Origin of the sequence: Venatorbacter sp. C2-1, assembly GCF_022832715.1 — a bacterium.
Classification (GTDB): domain Bacteria; phylum Pseudomonadota; class Gammaproteobacteria; order Pseudomonadales; family Oceanobacteraceae; genus Venatoribacter; species Venatoribacter alkanivorans.
Genome location: NZ_CP094879.1, coordinates 1,406,905 through 1,424,752 on the forward strand (window position 1 = coordinate 1,406,905; position 17,848 = coordinate 1,424,752).

The following is a 17,848-nucleotide window of genomic DNA, read 5'->3' on the forward strand; positions in this document are numbered from 1 at the left end:
GAATGAAGTTGTTGGTTGTGTTTTTTTTAACCGGATTTTTGTTGGGATGTATTGCTGATTCTTCTTATTCTCCTCCGGGGCTTGCGAAAGAAGATGCCGTATATTTAAAAGCAGATTCAGAGCGTGATCATGGTATTTTTCAGGGGCTTGATGAGAAGCTTTATATTAATGCGGTTAATGGTGTTTCTATCGGTGGTTTTTTTAACGGTTATTATGAAAGTGCTTATATTGAACCTGGCTTGACTGAGATTGACGTAGGGTTTTATCAGGGGAAGGTTAAATCTGAACGCTGTGTGAAGTTCTTAGCCGAAAAGGGTAAGTCTTACATTGTTCGAAAGAAGCGCGAGGCATGGAGTATTAACTTTTGGGTTGAGCTGGAAAACGATATTAATACGAATGTTGTTAATCTTCCCTGTGGTGAATAGTGTGGCGGGCATATTAAACCGGGTTTAACGCTAGAGTCGCTCAATAAAAAGCCGGGGTAAAAACCCCGGCTTTTCTGTTTCTGCTTTTTTACATCACCCGCATACCCGGCTGGGCGCCGTCGTGTGGTTCGAGCAGGAAGATATCTTCGCCGCCCGGGCCTGCGGCCAGTACCATGCCTTCGGACATGCCGAATTTCATTTTACGTGGCGCCAGGTTGGCAACCATCACGGTCAGCTTGCCGTTCAGGTCTTCCGGGTTGTAGGCCGATTTAATACCGGAGAATACGTTGCGGGTTTCGCCGTTGCCGATATCCAGCGTCAGCTGCAGCAGTTTTTCTGCACCTTCAACATGCTCGGCTTTAACGATACGGGCAATACGCAGGTCGACTTTAGCGAAATCCGGAAACTCGATGGTGTCGGCAATCACTTCATTACCGTCTTCACGCAATTCGGGGCCTTTATTTTTTGCTTTTTTATCGGCCTTTTTCGCAGCGGTTTTATCGGCGCTGTTATCCGCCGCCGGTGCTTCGCCGTTTTCTTTGGCCAATTCTGTTTTGGTTTCTTCCAGAATGGCGGTTACTTTATCCATTTCAGCACGGGCCAGCATCGGCTGGAATTTATTGATTTTGTGGCTCAGCAGAATCTCGCGGCGTGCTTCCCAGTCAAGGCTTTCCAGATTCAGGAATGCTTTGGTTTTGTCGGCAATTTCCGGCAGTACTGGTGCCAGATAAGTCACCAGCTGACGGAACAGGTTAAGCGCCACGGAACATACGTCCTGCACTTCCTGCTGGCGACCTTCTTCTTTATTCATCGCCCACGGGGCTTTTTCCTGAATATATTCGTTGGCGCGGTCGGCCAGCGCCATGATGTCTTTCATCGCGCGGCCAAATTCGCGTTTTTCGTAATGGCTGGCAATCTGGTCGCCGGCATCAATAAATTGCTGCAGCATTTCCGGTTCAGCGCAGGTCGCGCTCAGTTCGCCGGACGCTTTGGCAATAAAGTTGCCGGTACGTGAGGCAATGTTCACCAGTTTGTTGACCAGATCGGCGTTTACGCGCTGCACGAAATCTTCCAGATTTAAATCGAAATCATCGACGCTGGAGCTGAGTTTGGCTGCAAAGTAGTAACGCAGATAGGTCGGGTTTAAATGATTCAGGAAAGTACGCGCTTTAATAAAGGTACCGCGCGACTTCGACATTTTAGAACCGTTCACGGTCACGAAACCGTGGGCATTGACCGCTGTTGGTGTACGGTATTCTGCAGCGCTCAGCATGGAAGGCCAGAACAGCGCATGGAAGTTAATAATGTCTTTACCGATAAAATGGTACAGCTCGGTGGTGGAATCTTTTTTCCAGTACTCGTTAAAGTCGAGGTCACCGCGCTTGTCACACAGGTTTTTAAAGCTGGCCATATAGCCGATAGGGGCATCCAGCCAGACGTAGAAAAACTTGTTCGGTGCATCCGGAATTTCGAAGCCGAAATACGGCGCATCACGGGAGATATCCCACTCCTGCAGGCCGGAATCCAGCCACTCGGCCAGTTTGTTGGCCACTTCATCCTGCAGGGTGCCGGAACGGGTCCACTGCTGCAGAAACTCCTGGAAGTCCGGCAGTTTGAAGAAGTAGTGTTCAGATTCTTTTTCGACCGGGGTGGCACCGGAAATAACCGAGAACGGGTTTTTCAGCTCAGCCGGGGTGTAGGTTGCACCGCAGGCTTCACAGTTATCGCCGTACTGGTCGGCGGCACCACACTTAGGGCACTCGCCTTTGATATAACGGTCGGCCAGAAACAGCTCTTTAACCGGATCGTACAGCTGCTTGATGCTGCGGATGGCGATATGGCCTTTGTCACGGCAGGCTTTGTAGATTTCTTCTGACAGCAGGCGGTTTTCTTCGCTGTGGGTGCTGTGGAAGTTGTCGAACGCAATCTGGAAACCGGCGAAATCCGCTTCGTGCTCGGCTTTTACCCGCGCAATCTGCTCTTCCGGGCTGATACCTTCTTTTTCGGCGCGCAGCATGATGGCGGTGCCGTGGGCGTCGTCGGCGCAAACATAGTGGCATTCGTTGCCACGCAGTTTCTGGAACCGAACCCAGATATCAGTCTGAATGTATTCCAGCAGGTGGCCGAGGTGAATGGAACCATTGGCATAGGGCAGGGCGCTGGTGACGAGGATTTTGCGGGGATTCTGTGCGGTCATGACAATTCGCTACGGGTTATTCAAAGAAAGGGCAGCATTGTAGCGATTTTTGCCGCTGGCCGCGATGGCTGCGGTACGGCTTAAAAGCGCTGCGGCAGCAAACTCTGCCGCGCAGCGCCAGATACTCAATGGCCGGGCATCACAGCTTTCCTTCAGCCGCCATCTTCATATAGCTGTCGGTAAAGCGCAGCTTCACATTACCTTTATCGCCAAAGGTTTTGCCGTTCGGGAAGGCCATGCCGATAAAGCCGGCATCGGCGGCACCATCACCCAGCAGGCCGTGGTCGAAGGAGAATTTCGCCACGTATTCCATGGTTTTTGGCAGCTCGGCGCTATTCACAAATTCCACAGCTTTTTGTGCGTCGTAGAACATTTTGGTGGCGGCCAGCTGGGCATCGTAACCGGCAAGGTCGGTGCCTGAGGCTTCGGCCATCATGCTGCGTGCTTTTTTACCTTCGGCGTCGTCTTTCGCCATGATGCTCATGGTTTCGTACCAGGCGCCGGTCAGGGCTTTGGCGAAGGCGGGGTTAGCGGCCAGGGTTTCGCTGTTGACCATGGTGGTGTCGATAATTTCACCCGGAATCTGTGAGGAGTTAAACACGGCGGTTGCGTTTGGCTGCGCCAGAATCTCGCTTACCAGCGGGTTCCAGGTCACCACGGCTTTAACATCACCGGTGCCATAAGCCGCCACCATATCGGCGTCGGAGGTGTTGATCACCGAGACGTCTTTTTCGCTCATGCCCACGCTTTCCAGACCGCGTGCCAGCAGATAATGGGAAACCGACAGCTCCACCAGATTCACCGGCAGGCCTTTGATGTCTTTCAGGCTTGTACCTTCTTTCAGGATCACGGCGTCGTTGCCGTTGGAGAAGTCACCGACGATTAAGGCGGTGGTGTCGACGCCGCTGGCGGCCGGAATGGTCAGGGCATCCATATTGGTCATTACGCAGGCGTCGAATTCACCGGCGGTAAACTGGTTGATGGATTCAACGTAATCGTTGATCTGCACCACTTCGATTTCGATGCCGTATTTATCGGCCCATTTTTTTACGATGCCGGCTTTGTCGGCGTAATCCCACGGCATCCAGCCAACGTAGATAGACCAGGCCAGACGGAAACTGTCTTTGGCCTGAGCGTGTAATGGGGTCAGGGCGGCCAGGGTGACCAGGCTGGCAGTGAGCAGACGTTTTAACGCGTTCATAGGACTTCCTCTTTGATATCCACATAAATCAGACGGCAGGAGAACTCAGCGCGAAACGGCCAGATGCTGGCATTCGCGTGTGGGTCTCCCGGGCTTTTGTCCCGCCGTGTAACCTGCGCTGTGAATACGCTGAGGTCGGTTGCTCTCGGACCAGACGTTCTTTTTCAGCAAAGAACCGGAACCCTAGCCACCTATTTCTGTGAATCCCAACCGGATTCGGTTGCCGAGTATCTCCTGTTACTGATCAGGGTTCAGCAAGGGCTGTACCAGTTTTGCCGGAGCCTGAAAATTGCAGTATCCGGCAGGCTGGCGAGTGTTAAGTTGCTGATTTTGCTGTCAGTTGCACCCCAAAAGGGTGCACAGATGATTAGCTGAACAGATGGTCGCTGCATTCTGGGGCGCTTATCTTGTTTCCGCTTTATGTGCGGCTTTGCAGCCCTTGCCGGTATTAGCCAGGGTGTTGGCCAGGGTATTGGCCTTTATTCGGTTTCTGTCGTGTGCGCCGCTTTGCAGCTCTTGCCGGTACTAGCCAGGGGGTTGGCCAGGGTATTGGCCTTTATTCGGTTTCTGTTCTGTGTGCCGCTTTGCAGCCGGTGTCGGTGTTGGCTAGCAGGCGGGCGAGGGCGCGGGTGGCGGGGCCGGCGCTTTCTTCATGGGCCATTACCAGATAGAGGTCGACGTAGCGCCGCGCATCCTGAGCAAAGGGAATCACCTGCAAGGCCCCGCTTTTAAGATCGTCGGCAATCAGCAGCTCCGGCAGCCAGGCAAAGCCCAGACCACGGCGGACAATATTCACCCTTGTGCTGGTATGGGTCACGGTCCAGCGCTGATGGGCACCGAGCCAGCCACCTTCGCTGCGGCGTTTACGGCTGCTGTCGCGCAGCACGACCTGCCGGTGAGCGGTAAGGTCATCGTAGGTGACCTCGCGTCCCAGATGCTGCAACGGATGCTGCGGGCTGGTAACCGGCAGAAAGCAGGAGCGGTGTACGTGCTCGCCGTTCCAGCCGCTGGGCAGTTGCGGGGTAATCAGAATATCGATGCTGTCTTCGAGCAGCATTTCGTTACCGCCGCTGAGTACAAACTCTTCCAGCTCCAGGCGCGTATCGGGGTACTCGGCCGAGAAGGCTTCAAACACATCAAACAGCACATCGTTGGGGTAGATGGTGTCGATGGCAGCACGCACAACAGGCTCGACGCCCTGATTAAGCGAGCTGGCAACCTGATCGATATTCTCTGCCTGATCGAGCAGCTGTTCGGCACGTTGTAACAGAATACGGCCGTGTTCGGTCAGTACCGCTTTGCGCCCTTCCACTTCCAAAAGTTGTACGCCCAGTTGCTCCTGCAGCTTGTGCACACCATAGCTGATGGTCGACTGACTCTTGAAGATGGCCTCAGCTGCCTGGGCGTAGCCGCCATGGTCAACCACCGCTTTAAACATGCGCCACTGTTCGAGGGTTGTTTTCATTGAAATGCCTTTTCGTAAATATCGAAAGCTATGCGTTAAATTATGAGATTTTTAATCGAATAAAGCGAACTTAAACTGCACTCATTGCTTAACAGCCTTAACAACACAACGAATACCCGAACCGATACCCGATTTAAGGATGCCGCCATGAACGTATTTGATGCCCTGAGCCAGCGTACTTCTGTGAACTACTTTGATACCGAACGTGCCATCAGCACGGCGGAAGTACTGGAGCTGCTGGATTACGCCCAGCATGCACCAACGGCCTTTAACATTCAGCATACCCGCTATCTGGTGGTGACCGATCAGGCGGCGAGAGAAACCTTAAAAGACATCGCCTACGGTCAGCAGAAAGTGGCCGATGCTCCGGTGGTTATTCTGGTGCTGGCCGACGAACAGGGCCATGAACGTATGCCGGATATCGCCCAGCGCGGTGTCGATGCCGGTATCTATAACGAAGGCGTGCGCGACTACTTTGTCAGCGCAGTAAATGGTGCCTACGGCGATAACAAAGCTGCGGCCCACGATGAAGCACTGCGCTCGGCCAGTATGGCGACCATGAACCTGATGACGGCCGCGGCCGGTAAGGGTATGGCCACCGGGCCGATGATCGGCTTCGATACCGCGAAAGCGAAAGAGGTGTTCAACATTGGCGAACGCTACAGCGTTGCCATGATGGTGACCCTGGGTTACGCCAAAGAAGGTAACTGGCCACGTAAGCCGCGTCTGGCGGCGAGCGAAGTCACTGTTCTGGATGGTCGTCCGGGTAAGCTGCACGATCTGAGTAATTAATTGCTAAACAAGTTGGGAAAAGCGGGCCGGGAAAAGCGGACCGGAAATAAAGCGGGCAGAGCGCCCGCTTCAGCGTTTCAGCCAGCGCCGCAGAGCACTCCAGCGATTGGCCAGCAGCGCCAGCAGAATCAGGGTGCAGCCGAGAATCTGCGCCGTTTCCATCCGTTCGGTAAACCAGAAGGCGGCGATGATGGCGGTCCAGACCGGCTCCAGCACCATAATCACTGCGGCATGGCTGGGTGACGCCAGGCCCTGAGCATAGGTCTGCAGCAGAAAGCGTGCGGCGGTGCCAACAGTCACACTCAGAATCAGCCACAGCCACATGGTTGGGGTAAAAGTATCGGGCCAGTCTTCAAACATGGCCGACAGGGTAAAAGACACAACGCCGACCAGCACCAGCTGGATAGCGCTCAGGGCCAGTGCCGAAATACGCGCCGCGGCACGGCCGTTGAGAATAAAGGTGAGTGACAGCAGCAGGGCGGCGGCAAAGAAAAACAGCTGGCCGGGGTCAGGGTTAAAGCTATGACGTAACGACAGCAGTGCCAGACCGCCGATGGCCAGCGGCAGGGCAACCCAGATACTTTTCGCCGGACGTTCGCGAAACAGCACCCAGCTGATAAAAGGCACCAGCACCACCGCAAGGCTGGTAATAAAGGCACCTTCTCCCAGGGTATGAGCATTAAACAGCCCCATGATCCAGAAGCTCATGGCGGCACCGAAAAACAGGCCGACCAATGCCGAGGCGCGCCATTCGTGGGCCTGTAAGGCCGCCAGCGCACGGCGGCCGGGAATCGCCAGCAGCAGACCGGCGGCGCTAAAGCGGCAGGCCATAAACAGCAGCGGCGGAAATTCGTTTAACGCCTCTTTGGAAAACATCCAGCTGACCGCAGCCAGCAGGGTAACGCCAAGCAGAATCAGGTCGGCACGCAACAGCTGGGCGTGATGCAGATCGTCTGTGGATACGGATTCGGAAGTTGAAGACACAATAAACCACTGGCCCGCAGGGCAGTAACGCAGACCGGTAAGCACCGGGTGCAGTGAAAAAGGCGTAGCAAAAAAAGCGCAGCAGTATTTCACAGCCTCCCGTGGAAGTCTGTGGGGGTTTTACTGTTGCATTGAAAAAGAGCGTTGCATAGTCCGGATTAATGAAGAGTTTTGTCAATAATTTTTGTGAAGCGTTTTAACGAGGAGATCAGCACATGTTAATCTTACGCGCAGCCAATGAACGCGGCCGGGCCAATTTTGGCTGGCTGAACAGCTCGCATACGTTTTCTTTTGGCCAGTATTACGACCCCAAACATATGGGGGTGTCTGCTTTACGGGTAATCAACGATGACCGGGTTGCCCCGGGCGCAGGCTTCGATACCCACGGCCACCGCAATATGGAAATCATCAGCTATGTGCTGAACGGCACCATTGCCCACCGTGACTCGATGGGCAACGTTGAGCATTTGCCGGCCGGTGAGTTCCAGCTGATGTCGGCGGGCAGCGGTGTGATGCACAGCGAATTTAATCCGGCGACAGACCAGCCGCTGCATTTTCTGCAGATCTGGATTCAGCCCAATGAGCAGAATACCGAACCGGGTTATCAGCAGAAGCGCTTTCCCCGCCAGCAGGCCATTCAGCCGGTGATTACGCCGGACGGACGCGACGGCACGCTGAGTATCCGCCAGGATGCACAGTTGCTGCACGTGCGCCTGACCGCAGAAAACGCAGAACAGATACTGAACCCGGCGCGTCGCTATTATGTGCATGCCATTAACGGCCCGCTGCAACTGCAGGCCGGCGATAACACGCTGATATTAAATGCCGGTGACGGCGTGAGTATCAGCAATGAACAGGCGCTGACCTTCAGCGCCGACAGCAAGGCGGAGGCCCTGTTGTTTGATTTACCTTAAGCAGGCAACGCCTGCTGCCGGAGCCGGATATGAGGGTACAGAGACGGCTTCGTCTGACGGGATAGTTTTGTGGATCTGACCTTTGTTGCGATTGCCGTACTCGGCGTGTTGTTAACCGGCATTGCCAAATCCGGTTTTGGTGGTGGTATCGGCGTGGTGGCGGTGCCAATGATGGCGCCTTTTATCGGCGGCGAGCAGGCCATCGGTATTCTGCTGCCGATTCTGCTGCTGATGGACATCATGACCCTGCGTGTCTATCGCCGTTACCTGTCGTTCGCGCTGGTGAAACCCCTGCTGCCCGGTATTCTGCTGGGCATCACGGCGGGCACCTTATTGCTGGGCGTGGTCAGCGAACGTGGCGTACAGGCGCTGATTGGTCTGATCGGTTTCTGGGTACTGGCGCAGAAACGCTGGCCCTGGCTGGCTGGCCGGCGCATGGCGGCAGCCAGTGAAGAACAACCGGCGCAGGCATCGGCGTTGCAGGGTGGTTTGCTGGGCAGTATTGCCGGTCTGGGCAGTACCCTGGCCCACGCCGGAGCGGCACCGCTGCAGGCATATTTTTTACTGGGCAAGCTCAATAAAGAATCTTTCCTGGCGCAGATTACCCTCGCGATCGGTCTGATGAACGCGATCAAATTATTGCCATACGGCATGCTGGGGCTGCTGAATTTTGATATCGGCTGGTTAACCGTGATTCTGGTGCCGGTGGCCTTTGCCGGTGTCTATCTTGGTCGCTGGTTAAGCAAACGCATGGACGGTGATGTGTTTTTTAAAGTGATGATGTGGCTGCTGGCGGGTAACTCAGCCTGGCTGCTGGGACAGGCCGTTATTGGCTGATGCTTGTTATACCGGCCGTGCTGCAGCGCTATGCAGCACGGCTCGCGGCAGGAATTAATCCAGACGGATTTCCACCATCAGGTCATTGGAAATAGCTTCCAGTGCACTGGCCAGAATATCGGTATCAAAACTGTGTGGCACGCGCAGCAAGGCTTCGGCGCGGAACAGTGGCACCGCAGACATTTCGGCGGTGCCGCAGTCGGTGGTTAATTCCAGTACGTTCACGCCCATTTTTGCCAGTGCCTGAGACACTTCTTTGACGATGCCCGGACGGTCGTTGCCGACCAGATTCAGGGTCAGGTCGAGGCTGTCGTTTTCTTCGCTGTCGCTGCCGGTTTCGGCGTTTACCAGAATACCGCGTGAGCTGAGCGAGCTTAATTCGGCAATCAGGCTGTTGCTTTGTTCAGCCGGAATAGATACCCGCAAAATCCCGGCAAATTTTCCTGCCATATGCGCCATACGGCTTTCCAGCCAGTTACCGCCATTGCGGGCGATGGTGGCTGACAGTTGTTCAACAATTCCGGGTTTGTCGTCGGCAATAACGGTTAATACAAGAAAGTTTGCCATTGCTTTTCCTTATGTTTTTTTCTGCAATCAGGTTGTCGTTCTGACACTAACACAGCTTTATGCGATTTACCGCACGTACTGTGCTGGTCAAATTCCTGCCGACTGATCGTTGTTCCCCAGCGGTTGATACAGTAGCCTTGAAGCCCCTTTAATTACCTGAGAATCAGGACACCGTTATGGATACTAACTTCCCGCGCATTAAGCGCCTGCCTCCTTATGTCTTCAATGTGATTGGCGAAATGAAGATGGCGGCACGAGCGGCGGGGGAGGACATCGTCGATATGTCGATGGGTAACCCGGATCAGGACACACCAAAACACATTGTCGATAAGCTGGTGGAAACCGCCAGCCGTGGTGGTACCCATCGTTACAGCCAGTCGAAGGGTATTCCGCGTCTGCGTCGCGCCATGGCCAGCTGGTACAAGCGCAAATTCAATGTTGATCTCGATCCGGAAACCGAGGTGATTACTACCATCGGTTCTAAGGAAGGCCTGGCGCATCTGGCGCTGGCCACTCTGGGGCCGGGCGATAACGTGCTGGTGCCGAATCCGTCTTATCCGATTCACCCTTATGGTTTTGTCATTGCCGGCGCCGATATCCGCCATGTGCCGATGACGCCGGATGTGAATTTCTTTGAAGAGCTGGAAAAAGCCATCAAAACCACCTGGCCACGGCCGAAGATGCTGGTGCTGAATTTTCCCGGCAACCCGACCGCCGAATGTGTCGATTTAGCCTTCTTTGAGAAGGTGGTGGCGATGTGCAAAGAGCATGAAATCTGGGTGGTGCAGGATCTGGCCTATGCCGATATCGTGTTCGACGGTTATCAGCCGCCGTCCATTCTGCAGGTGGAAGGAGCGAAAGACATTGCGGTGGAGTTTTACTCACTGTCGAAGAGCTACAACATGCCGGGCTGGCGGGTTGGCTTCTGCTGTGGCAATAAAGATCTGATTTATGCTCTGGCAAGGATTAAGTCCTACCTCGATTATGGTACATTCACGCCTATTCAGGTGGCAGCGATTGCGGCACTGGAAGGTGATCAGACGGTGGTGAGCGATATCTGCGAGATGTACCGCAGCCGCCGGGATGTACTCTGCAAGGGGCTGAATGATCTGGGCTGGCCGGTAAAATGGCCGAAAGCCACCATGTTTGTCTGGGCGCAAATTCCTGAAGCTTATCGTAAAATGGGCTCCCTCGAGTTCAGCAAGAAGCTGCTGACCGAGGCCAAGGTGGCCGTGTCACCGGGAATTGGCTTTGGCGAATACGGCGATGACCATGTACGCTTCGCCCTGATTGAGAATGACCAGCGCACCCGCCAGGCGCTGCGCGGCATTAAACAGATGCTGCGTAACGATGGCTTTGGCGGTTAACAACTTAATACTCTCTATATCTTAAGGAGAAACGACCTTGAAACCGGTAAAAGTAGGTATCTGTGGTTTAGGTACAGTTGGCGGCGGCACTTTTAATGTGCTGACCCGTAATGCACAAGACATCGCGCGCCGGGCGGGTCGTGAAATTATTATCGCGCAGGTGGCCACCCGTCATCCGAACCCGGATGTGGACACCGGCGCTGTTGCGGTTACCGCCGACGTGAACGACGTTATCAACAACCCGGAGATTGATGTTGTTGTTGAACTGATCGGTGGTTACACCATCGCCAAAGACGTGGTGCTGGGCGCGATTGCCAACGGCAAACACGTGGTTACCGCCAACAAAGCACTGATTGCGGTACACGGTGACGAAATCTTCGCCGCGGCGGAAGCCAAAGGCGTGAGCGTGATGTACGAAGCGGCGGTTGCCGGCGGCATCCCGATCATTAAGGCTATCCGTGAAGGTCTGGCGGCCAACCGTATCAACTGGCTGGCGGGCATCATTAACGGTACCGGTAACTTTATCCTGACCGAAATGCGCGACAAAGGCCGTGACTTCGCCGATGTACTGGCTGAAGCTCAGGCGCTGGGTTATGCCGAAGCGGACCCGACCTTCGACGTTGAAGGTATCGACGCGGCACACAAGCTGACCATTCTGTCGTCGATTGCTTACGGTATTCCGCTGCAGTTTGCCCGTTGCTATACCGAAGGTATCAGCAAGGTGACTCCGGATGACGTTGAGTACGCCGAAGAGCTGGGTTACCGCATCAAGCACCTGGGCGTCAGCCGCCGTACCGACAAAGGTATCGACCTGCGCGTACATCCGACCATGATTCCGGTTGCACGTCCTATTGCGACTGTTGATGGCGTGCTGAATGCCGTGATGGTCAACGGTGATGCCGTTGGTAACACGCTGTATGTTGGTGCCGGTGCCGGTGCTGGTCCGACCGCTTCTGCAGTAGTGGCCGACATTATCGACCTCGCCCGTACCTTTGATGCGCCGGCAGAAGCCAGCGTCAATCACCTCGCCTTCAACGATATTGAAGACGTGGCGGTACTGCCGATGGAAGAAGTGGAAACCGCTTACTACCTGCGCATTCAGGCAGAAGACAAAACCGGTGTACTGGCCGCTGTTGCCAGCATTCTGAGCGAGCGTGGCATCAATATCGAAGCCATCATCCAGAAAGAGCCAAAAGACGGCGAAGCGCTGGCGCAGATCATCCTGCTGACCCACGTTGTGGTGGAAAAACAGATGAACGAAGCCATTGCTGCTATCGAAGCACTGTCCAGCACGGTGGGTAATGTGACCCGCATTCGTGTGGAGCACCTCAACTGAGGTTTGCCTGACAGCTGAGATATAAAAAACGGAGCTTCGGCTCCGTTTTTTTATGCCTGACGGATGCTCCTGTCCGGGTGCCAGGTTTTATGTAACAAACATTTAACCGGATGATGGGTGTTTGTGTAATAAATCGCAGTGTTATGCCTTGCACAGCGGATAACCTTGCACAGCGGATAACCTTGCACTGTGAAACTGAATTTCAGGACATTCTGAGCTTTTTTATTCAATGCTCTGGTCATGATTTTTCTCTGTACTATCGTTTACTGATATCAGGAGGAAATTATGCTTACCAGTATCAAATCCCGGATGGCGGTCTATGTGGTTGTTACTGTCACAGCTTTGCTGCTGATGATGGGTTTTTACAATTACGAAAGTAAAGCTCTGGCGCTTAAACAACAGCTGCAGGCACAGGCACACCTGGTTACCACTCGCCTAAGTCTGAGCCTGCCGAATTTTATCTGGAATTTTGATACCGCCAGTATAGAAAAAACCCTCGAAGCAGAACTGGAAGCAGAGAGTATCAATAGCCTGACGGTAGAGCTGCCGGAAGGTGATCCGGTCATGCGGGCAAAAGACAAAACCGATAGCGGCAATGATGCTCTGGAAACCCGGACTGAATTATTCTTCAACGATAATGACAATCAAAAAAGTGTTGGTCACCTTGTTCTGCGTATGAACGATTCGGTGATGCGCAAAGAGCTGAATCAGGCAATACACTCGGTGATTATCGAAATGATTCTGCTGGATATTATTCTGGTCAGTCTCATTACCTTTCTGGTATCGCACTCTGTGGTTAATAAAATTTCTGCAATTACTGCGGCAGTGGCAGAACTTGCAGCTGGTGGTGGTGATTTAAGCAAGCGTCTTGATACCAGTCGTGGTGATGAGATTGCAGCACTGGCAGAACAGGTTAATCAGCTTCTGGCCGGGCTGGCGAATATGATTGGTCAGGTTAATCATTCGTCAGAAGAACTGAAATTACTGGCCAATTCCAGTCAGCAGGATATCAGCAATATCCGTCAGGGCTTTGATGTGCAGAAGCATGAAGTGGATATGGTCGCTACTGCCAGCACCGAGTTGGCATCGACCACACAAAATGTTGCTGATAACGCCAGAAAAGCCTCGGAATATGCCGCTAAAGCAAATGTGGAAGCCAGTCATGGCCAGGATACTGTAAAAACAGCAGCCGATGTTATCCGTAATTTATCCGGTGAAATTCAGCATGTAGGCGAGGTGATCCGCAATCTGGAAAGTGAAGGTGTTAATATTGGTGCGGTGTCGGATGTGATTCAGGGGATTGCGGAACAAACCAATTTACTGGCGCTGAACGCGGCTATTGAAGCGGCACGTGCCGGCGAACAGGGGCGTGGTTTTGCTGTGGTTGCCGATGAAGTACGTACGCTGGCCCAGCGCACCCGTGATTCAACCAATGAAATTAACCAGATGATCGGGCGTCTGCAGTCTTCGACAAGTCAGGCTGTTGAAGTGATGCACAAGAGCACGGAATATACGGCCAACAGCGTGGAGCAGATTGAAAAAGTCGGGGAATCGATTGCTGGCGTTGTCAGTATGATGATGCAGATCAGCCATATGAATGCCGAAATTGCTCAGGCATCGGGTGAACAAAGTCATGTGATTGAAGAGCTGAACAAAAATCTGGTACATATTAAAGAAAGCGTTGATGCCGCCAACGAAATGATCGGCAATACCGCGCGCTCAAGTGTTGAAGCACAGAAACAGGCGGAAGCGCTGACGTTCCTTATGCACAAATTCCGTTTTTAGAAATTGCCGCAGACAGCGGTAATGTATGACTCTGACTACTGGTGGAGAAAGACTATGAAAAAGCATATGTTGTTAGTCTTTGCTGTAGCTCCTATGACTGCTTTTGCCGGAGTTACGGCTGATCTGGAAGTGGTTTCCGATTACCGTTTTAACGGTGTATCACAAACGGATAAAGGCCCCGCACTGCAGGGAGCATTAGATTACAGCCACGACAGTGGCATATACGCTGGTACCTGGGCCAGTAATGTCGATTTCGGTGGTAAAGATGATACCAATCTGGAGTGGGATTATTATCTGGGCTATTACCGTGATATAAATCCGGCCTTTGGTTTTGATATTGGTTATGCCCAATATACTTACCACGGCGCCAGTGATTCGGACGATCATGATTATGGCGAGTATTATCTCGGACTGTACTTTAATGCCAACACCACGCTCTACTGGTATCACGCTCCGGAATATTTTGGCCTGGATACCGACCATAATATTTTTAAACTGACACACAGTATGCCGCTTGGCGATTACACGCTGGCATTTGCTGCCGCGCACAGTGTATCCGGTGATAAAGATATTTTGGCCTGGGATAAAAACGAAGCATCCTACCAATATGCTGAGGCGGCTATCAGCCGTATGTTCCACGGCTTTGATATCAAAGCGACTGTAATGACCACCACGATTGACGATGACTTTAACGATAATGGTAACAGTACTGTTGTGCTGTCGGTTAAACGAAGCTTTAAACTGATGTGAGGGAAATATTATGCGTCATATTTTATGCGCTGTTTTATTGCTGATTGGCGGGATTTTTCCGGCACAGGCTGAAAATAAGTTTGTTTATCTGACCTCGCTCAGTTGGCCGCCGTATTCTGACCCACAAATGGCAGAGCAGGGGGCCAGTGTGGCGGTGGCCAAAGCTGCTTTCTCTGCCATGGGCTACACATTAGTGGTTGAGTTTTACCCATGGAGCCGGGCAGTTCATCTGGCGAAAGATGAGAGCAGTAAATACGCCGGATACTTTCCGGAATATTACAGTGAAGATATTGCAGCTGAGTTTATCTTCTCAGACAGCATGGGGAGTGGTCCGTTGGGCTTCGTGCAGCCAGCGGGTAAGCCGGTTGCATGGTCATCGCTGGATGATTTGAAAAAATATCAGGTTGGCGTGGTGAAAGACTATGTAAACACGGCCGATTTTGATGCCATGGTGGCGGCGGGTCAGCTGAAAGTCAGCGAAGTGATCAGCGATAAAAGCAATATTCAGAAAGCAGCCTTCAGCCGTATCGATCTCGCTGTGATTGATAAAAACGTGCTGGAATACAGTGTTAAGACCGACCCTGATCTTATCAAGCTGAAGGATAAAATCAGTTTCAATGACAAGCTTCTGGAAGATAAAAAACTCTTTATCTGTTTTAAGAAGAACCAGCAAGCAATCGCCGATATTTTTAATGAAGGTCTGAAAAAGATCGATGCTGCAAAAATTCAGGCAGATTATCTGGCCGGTTTAAAATAAATCGTTCATACAATGAGTGTTTCTTTCAATAAAAACGGGCCTGATTAAGGCCCGTTTTTATTGATACAGACTCGGTCTGCTTACTCAGGCTGGCAGGTGATCTTTGATAATCTCGTACAGCTCCGGACGGCCCTGAGCGATTTCTTCGTTGCTCAGGCCTTCCAGCGAGTGTGGATACTTCAGCCAGGCGCTGGTTTCGTGGATATAGTAATCCGGTACACGGTCGGTCTGGTTGCGGTGCGGCTTATAGTAGGGTACGGCAACGCGGATATCGTGTGGGGTATTCAGGCGTGCGCGGCGGCTCAGCTCGTTAATAATGGCTTCGATGGAACGGCCGCTGTCGAATACATCATCAACAATCAGCAGGCTGTCGCTGTGCTTAACGTTCTTCACCAGATAGTTGAGGCCATGCACTTTGACTTCTTTGGCCTGCTGGTCGATGCCCTGATAGGACGAGGTGCGGATGGCAATGTTGTCGGTCTCTACGCCGTGGTAATCGAGGTATTCCTGCACCGCAATGCCAATCGGTGCGCCGCCGCGCCATACGGCAATCATAAAGGTCGGGCGGAAGCCGCTGTCGAGCACCTTGGCCGCAAGATGATAAGAATCTTCCAGCAATCCCTGGGCGGTTAGGTACAATTTGGCACTCATAATGATTCCGGCTCCCGTCGTGTTTCGAAACAACTCTTTACCTGACCAATTGGTCAGGTGCTATCATAACGCTCTGTTCCTATGCCTGTCACATAAGAGTACCTCATGCAGAAACGATTTTTGGACGAAGAAACGGTCATTCAGGATGCGTTCCGCCTCGGCGTGCAGATTTTTGAGAGCGGTTTCCGCCCGACCTTTATCGTTGGTCTCTGGCGTGGTGGCAGCTCGGTGGGCATCTATGTGCAGGAATGTCTGCAGACGCTGGGCGTGAAAACCGACCATATCGCGCTGCGCACCTCGTATCGTGGCCTGCCGGCCTATCAGAGCATGGTGCAGTCACCGGAAGATATTCGCGTACACGGCACTCAGTATCTGGTGGAAAACCTCAATGTTGATGATGGCCTGCTGATTGTCGATGATGTATTCAGCACCGGCTACAACATCAGCGCGGTGATCAACCGCCTGCAGGGCAAGCTCAAGCGTAATATGCCCAGCCAGGTTAAGGTTGCGACGCTGTGGCAGCGTCCGGCGTATAACCGGGTCGATTTCAAGCCTGATTTCTGTCTGCGTGAAACCGACGACTGGCTGGTGTTTCCGTATGAGCTGAAAGGCCTGACTGAGGAAGAAATCGCTGCCAATAAACCCTGGGTTGAGTCATTCCTGCGTAAGGCAGACCACTAAGGCTTATACTCAGTATTAATAAAAGTTATGCACCAAGGCAGTTGTATAGTCTTGGTGAATGCCGGAATTCCTGCGACAATGCGCCCTTCAACACTGAAGGGTGATGTCTGTGAACCTCGATCGTATCGATCTTAACCTGCTGGTCTACCTCGATGTCCTGCTGCGCGAAGGCAGCGTTACCAAAGCGGCACAGCAATTGGGTATTACCCAGCCGGCGATGAGTAATGGCCTGCGCCGGCTGCGCGAACTGTTTGGTGACCCGCTGCTGGTACGCACCTCAGACGGTATGACACCGACTGAACGGGCACAGGAGCTGCAGCCGGTGATCCGTAAGGCGCTGGGCGAACTGGAGATGGCGTTACAGCCACTGGAAGAGTTTGATGCCCTGAGCAGCCATCGCGTGTTCCGCATTATGGTCAGCGACTACGCCGAATCCACGCTGGTGCCGGAGCTGGTTAAGCGCCTGCGTACCGAAGCACCGGATATTATCCTCGACGTACTGACCCCCTCGGATGTGACCTTTAAAGACGTAGAAGCCGGTAAGGTCGATATGGCCATTAACCGCTTTGACGAGATGCCGCAGTCTTTCCACCAGATGACTCTTTGGCAGGACGACTTTGTCTGTCTGATTAACCCCGATCATCCGGGGATTCTCAATTTTGATCTCAATGCCTATCTGGCTTCCAAGCATATCTGGGTAAGCAAAACCGGTATGGGTGCTGGTGTGGGTATCGACCCGGAGAAGGTGATTCGTCTGGGCTGGGTGGATAACGCCCTGTCGAAGCTGGGTCATAAACGCAAAATTTCGGTGTTTACCCGCCATTATCAGATGCCGGCGTTGCTGGCGCTGAATAACGATCTGGTGGCGACATTGCCGCGTAAAGTGGCCGATATGCAGGCCGAATCGGCCTCGCTGGTGGTGAAAGAGCCGCCGTTCAAAATCCCGCCGTTCGAGCTGAAAATGGCCTGGTCGCCGCTGTTGCAGCACCATCAGGCACATCGCTGGTTGCGTCGCACTATTGTCGATGTGGCGCAGTACTGCTGATTGCCGTTCGATCGGCCTTCGCTTGACGATAATCAACATCGTAATCAGTAGTGGCGGGTTAGACTGCCATTACTGATTGTTGCTGCGGATCTGC

Annotated in this window: 17 protein-coding genes and 1 riboswitch; of the genes, 11 read left to right on the top strand and 6 right to left on the bottom strand. The window is 53.0% G+C overall.

Translation table 11 applies throughout. The features are described from left to right. Window positions 1-2: 2 nt before the first annotated feature. Window positions 3-425, top strand: a complete 423-nt coding sequence (locus MT343_RS06335) for a hypothetical protein (RefSeq protein WP_145469297.1) — start codon at window positions 3-5, stop codon at window positions 423-425. 88 nt (window positions 426-513) lie between these two features. Here MT343_RS06335 and metG read toward each other — a convergent pair whose 3' ends face one another. The 3 genes from metG to MT343_RS06350 form a co-directional block, all read right to left on the bottom strand. Continuing rightward, window positions 514-2,622 carry a methionine--tRNA ligase gene (gene metG / locus MT343_RS06340; protein ID WP_145469298.1) on the bottom strand — a complete coding sequence of 703 codons (2,109 nt, stop codon included), beginning with the start codon at window positions 2,620-2,622 and terminating at the stop codon, window positions 514-516. A gap of 139 nt (window positions 2,623-2,761) precedes the next feature. After that, window positions 2,762-3,823, bottom strand: a complete 1,062-nt coding sequence (locus tag MT343_RS06345; protein WP_145469299.1) for a putative urea ABC transporter substrate-binding protein — start codon at window positions 3,821-3,823, stop codon at window positions 2,762-2,764. An 83-nt stretch (window positions 3,824-3,906) separates the two neighbouring features. After that, a riboswitch (guanidine-I (ykkC/yxkD leader) is annotated at window positions 3,907-4,021 on the bottom strand. Window positions 4,022-4,379: 358 nt separating this feature from the next. Then, window positions 4,380-5,288: a LysR family transcriptional regulator gene (locus tag MT343_RS06350; RefSeq protein ID WP_145469300.1), complete on the bottom strand. Its 909-nt coding sequence runs from the start codon at window positions 5,286-5,288 to the stop codon at window positions 4,380-4,382. Between the two features lie 147 nt (window positions 5,289-5,435). Between MT343_RS06350 and MT343_RS06355 the strand changes: the two genes are divergently transcribed. Continuing rightward, window positions 5,436-6,080 carry a nitroreductase family protein gene (locus MT343_RS06355; RefSeq protein WP_145469301.1) on the top strand — a complete coding sequence of 215 codons (645 nt, stop codon included), beginning with the start codon at window positions 5,436-5,438 and terminating at the stop codon, window positions 6,078-6,080. Between the two features lie 69 nt (window positions 6,081-6,149). Here MT343_RS06355 and MT343_RS06360 read toward each other — a convergent pair whose 3' ends face one another. Next, entirely contained in the window at window positions 6,150-7,157 is a 1,008-nt protein-coding gene (locus tag MT343_RS06360; RefSeq protein WP_243989469.1) for a DMT family transporter, read from the bottom strand. Between the two features lie 122 nt (window positions 7,158-7,279). On the opposite strand from MT343_RS06360, the gene MT343_RS06365 reads away from it, so the two are divergent. Next, on the top strand, window positions 7,280-7,978 hold the full coding sequence (locus tag MT343_RS06365) for a pirin family protein (protein ID WP_145469302.1): 699 nt from the start codon (window positions 7,280-7,282) through the stop codon (window positions 7,976-7,978). A gap of 69 nt (window positions 7,979-8,047) precedes the next feature. Then, window positions 8,048-8,815 (top strand): sulfite exporter TauE/SafE family protein, encoded by a 768-nt coding sequence (locus MT343_RS06370; protein WP_145469303.1) that lies wholly within the window; start codon window positions 8,048-8,050, stop codon window positions 8,813-8,815. Between the two features lie 54 nt (window positions 8,816-8,869). On the opposite strand, the gene MT343_RS06375 is transcribed toward MT343_RS06370, so the two are convergent. Continuing rightward, entirely contained in the window at window positions 8,870-9,382 is a 513-nt protein-coding gene (locus MT343_RS06375; protein ID WP_145469304.1) for a glycine cleavage system protein R, read from the bottom strand. A gap of 176 nt (window positions 9,383-9,558) precedes the next feature. On the opposite strand from MT343_RS06375, the gene alaC reads away from it, so the two are divergent. The 5 genes from alaC (at window position 9,559) to MT343_RS06400 (ending at window position 15,377) form a co-directional block, all read left to right on the top strand. Beyond that, complete coding sequence (gene alaC, locus MT343_RS06380; protein ID WP_145469305.1) at window positions 9,559-10,749, top strand: alanine transaminase; 1,191 nt, start codon at window positions 9,559-9,561, stop codon at window positions 10,747-10,749. A gap of 37 nt (window positions 10,750-10,786) precedes the next feature. Continuing rightward, window positions 10,787-12,085, top strand: coding sequence for a homoserine dehydrogenase (locus MT343_RS06385; RefSeq protein ID WP_145469306.1), 1,299 nt, complete (start codon window positions 10,787-10,789; stop codon window positions 12,083-12,085). A gap of 285 nt (window positions 12,086-12,370) precedes the next feature. Continuing rightward, window positions 12,371-13,870 carry a methyl-accepting chemotaxis protein gene (locus MT343_RS06390; RefSeq protein WP_145469307.1) on the top strand — a complete coding sequence of 500 codons (1,500 nt, stop codon included), beginning with the start codon at window positions 12,371-12,373 and terminating at the stop codon, window positions 13,868-13,870. 54 nt (window positions 13,871-13,924) lie between these two features. Beyond that, complete coding sequence (locus tag MT343_RS06395) at window positions 13,925-14,620, top strand: TorF family putative porin (protein ID WP_186435930.1); 696 nt, start codon at window positions 13,925-13,927, stop codon at window positions 14,618-14,620. A 10-nt stretch (window positions 14,621-14,630) separates the two neighbouring features. Then, window positions 14,631-15,377, top strand: a complete 747-nt coding sequence (locus MT343_RS06400; RefSeq protein ID WP_145469309.1) for a substrate-binding periplasmic protein — start codon at window positions 14,631-14,633, stop codon at window positions 15,375-15,377. Window positions 15,378-15,461: 84 nt separating this feature from the next. On the opposite strand, the gene MT343_RS06405 is transcribed toward MT343_RS06400, so the two are convergent. After that, window positions 15,462-16,028, bottom strand: coding sequence for a phosphoribosyltransferase (locus tag MT343_RS06405; RefSeq protein WP_145469310.1), 567 nt, complete (start codon window positions 16,026-16,028; stop codon window positions 15,462-15,464). Window positions 16,029-16,133: 105 nt separating this feature from the next. Here MT343_RS06405 and MT343_RS06410 point away from each other — a divergent pair, with 105 nt between their 5' ends. Continuing rightward, on the top strand, window positions 16,134-16,709 hold the full coding sequence (locus MT343_RS06410) for a phosphoribosyltransferase (RefSeq protein ID WP_145469311.1): 576 nt from the start codon (window positions 16,134-16,136) through the stop codon (window positions 16,707-16,709). 109 nt (window positions 16,710-16,818) lie between these two features. After that, the gene (locus MT343_RS06415; protein WP_145469312.1) at window positions 16,819-17,754 is read left to right on the top strand and encodes a LysR family transcriptional regulator; all 936 of its coding nucleotides are present in this window, start codon (window positions 16,819-16,821) and stop codon (window positions 17,752-17,754) included. Window positions 17,755-17,848 lie beyond the last annotated feature (94 nt).

Excerpts from the sequence above, each read along its gene's own strand:
- MT343_RS06390 (WP_145469307.1), top strand. The coding sequence starts at position 12,371 with ATGCTTACCAGTATCAAATCCCGGATGGCGGTCTATGTGGTTGTTACT.
- MT343_RS06355 (WP_145469301.1), top strand. The coding sequence starts at position 5,436 with ATGAACGTATTTGATGCCCTGAGCCAGCGTACTTCTGTGAACTACTTT.
- MT343_RS06410 (WP_145469311.1), top strand. The coding sequence starts at position 16,134 with ATGCAGAAACGATTTTTGGACGAAGAAACGGTCATTCAGGATGCGTTC.
- MT343_RS06375 (WP_145469304.1), bottom strand. The coding sequence starts at position 9,382 with ATGGCAAACTTTCTTGTATTAACCGTTATTGCCGACGACAAACCCGGA.
- MT343_RS06345 (WP_145469299.1), bottom strand. The coding sequence starts at position 3,823 with ATGAACGCGTTAAAACGTCTGCTCACTGCCAGCCTGGTCACCCTGGCC.
- MT343_RS06395 (WP_186435930.1), top strand. The coding sequence starts at position 13,925 with ATGAAAAAGCATATGTTGTTAGTCTTTGCTGTAGCTCCTATGACTGCT.
- MT343_RS06400 (WP_145469309.1), top strand. The coding sequence starts at position 14,631 with ATGCGTCATATTTTATGCGCTGTTTTATTGCTGATTGGCGGGATTTTT.
- MT343_RS06365 (WP_145469302.1), top strand. The coding sequence starts at position 7,280 with ATGTTAATCTTACGCGCAGCCAATGAACGCGGCCGGGCCAATTTTGGC.
- MT343_RS06335 (WP_145469297.1), top strand. The coding sequence starts at position 3 with ATGAAGTTGTTGGTTGTGTTTTTTTTAACCGGATTTTTGTTGGGATGT.
- metG (WP_145469298.1), bottom strand. The coding sequence starts at position 2,622 with ATGACCGCACAGAATCCCCGCAAAATCCTCGTCACCAGCGCCCTGCCC.
- alaC (WP_145469305.1), top strand. The coding sequence starts at position 9,559 with ATGGATACTAACTTCCCGCGCATTAAGCGCCTGCCTCCTTATGTCTTC.
- MT343_RS06350 (WP_145469300.1), bottom strand. The coding sequence starts at position 5,288 with ATGAAAACAACCCTCGAACAGTGGCGCATGTTTAAAGCGGTGGTTGAC.
- MT343_RS06405 (WP_145469310.1), bottom strand. The coding sequence starts at position 16,028 with ATGAGTGCCAAATTGTACCTAACCGCCCAGGGATTGCTGGAAGATTCT.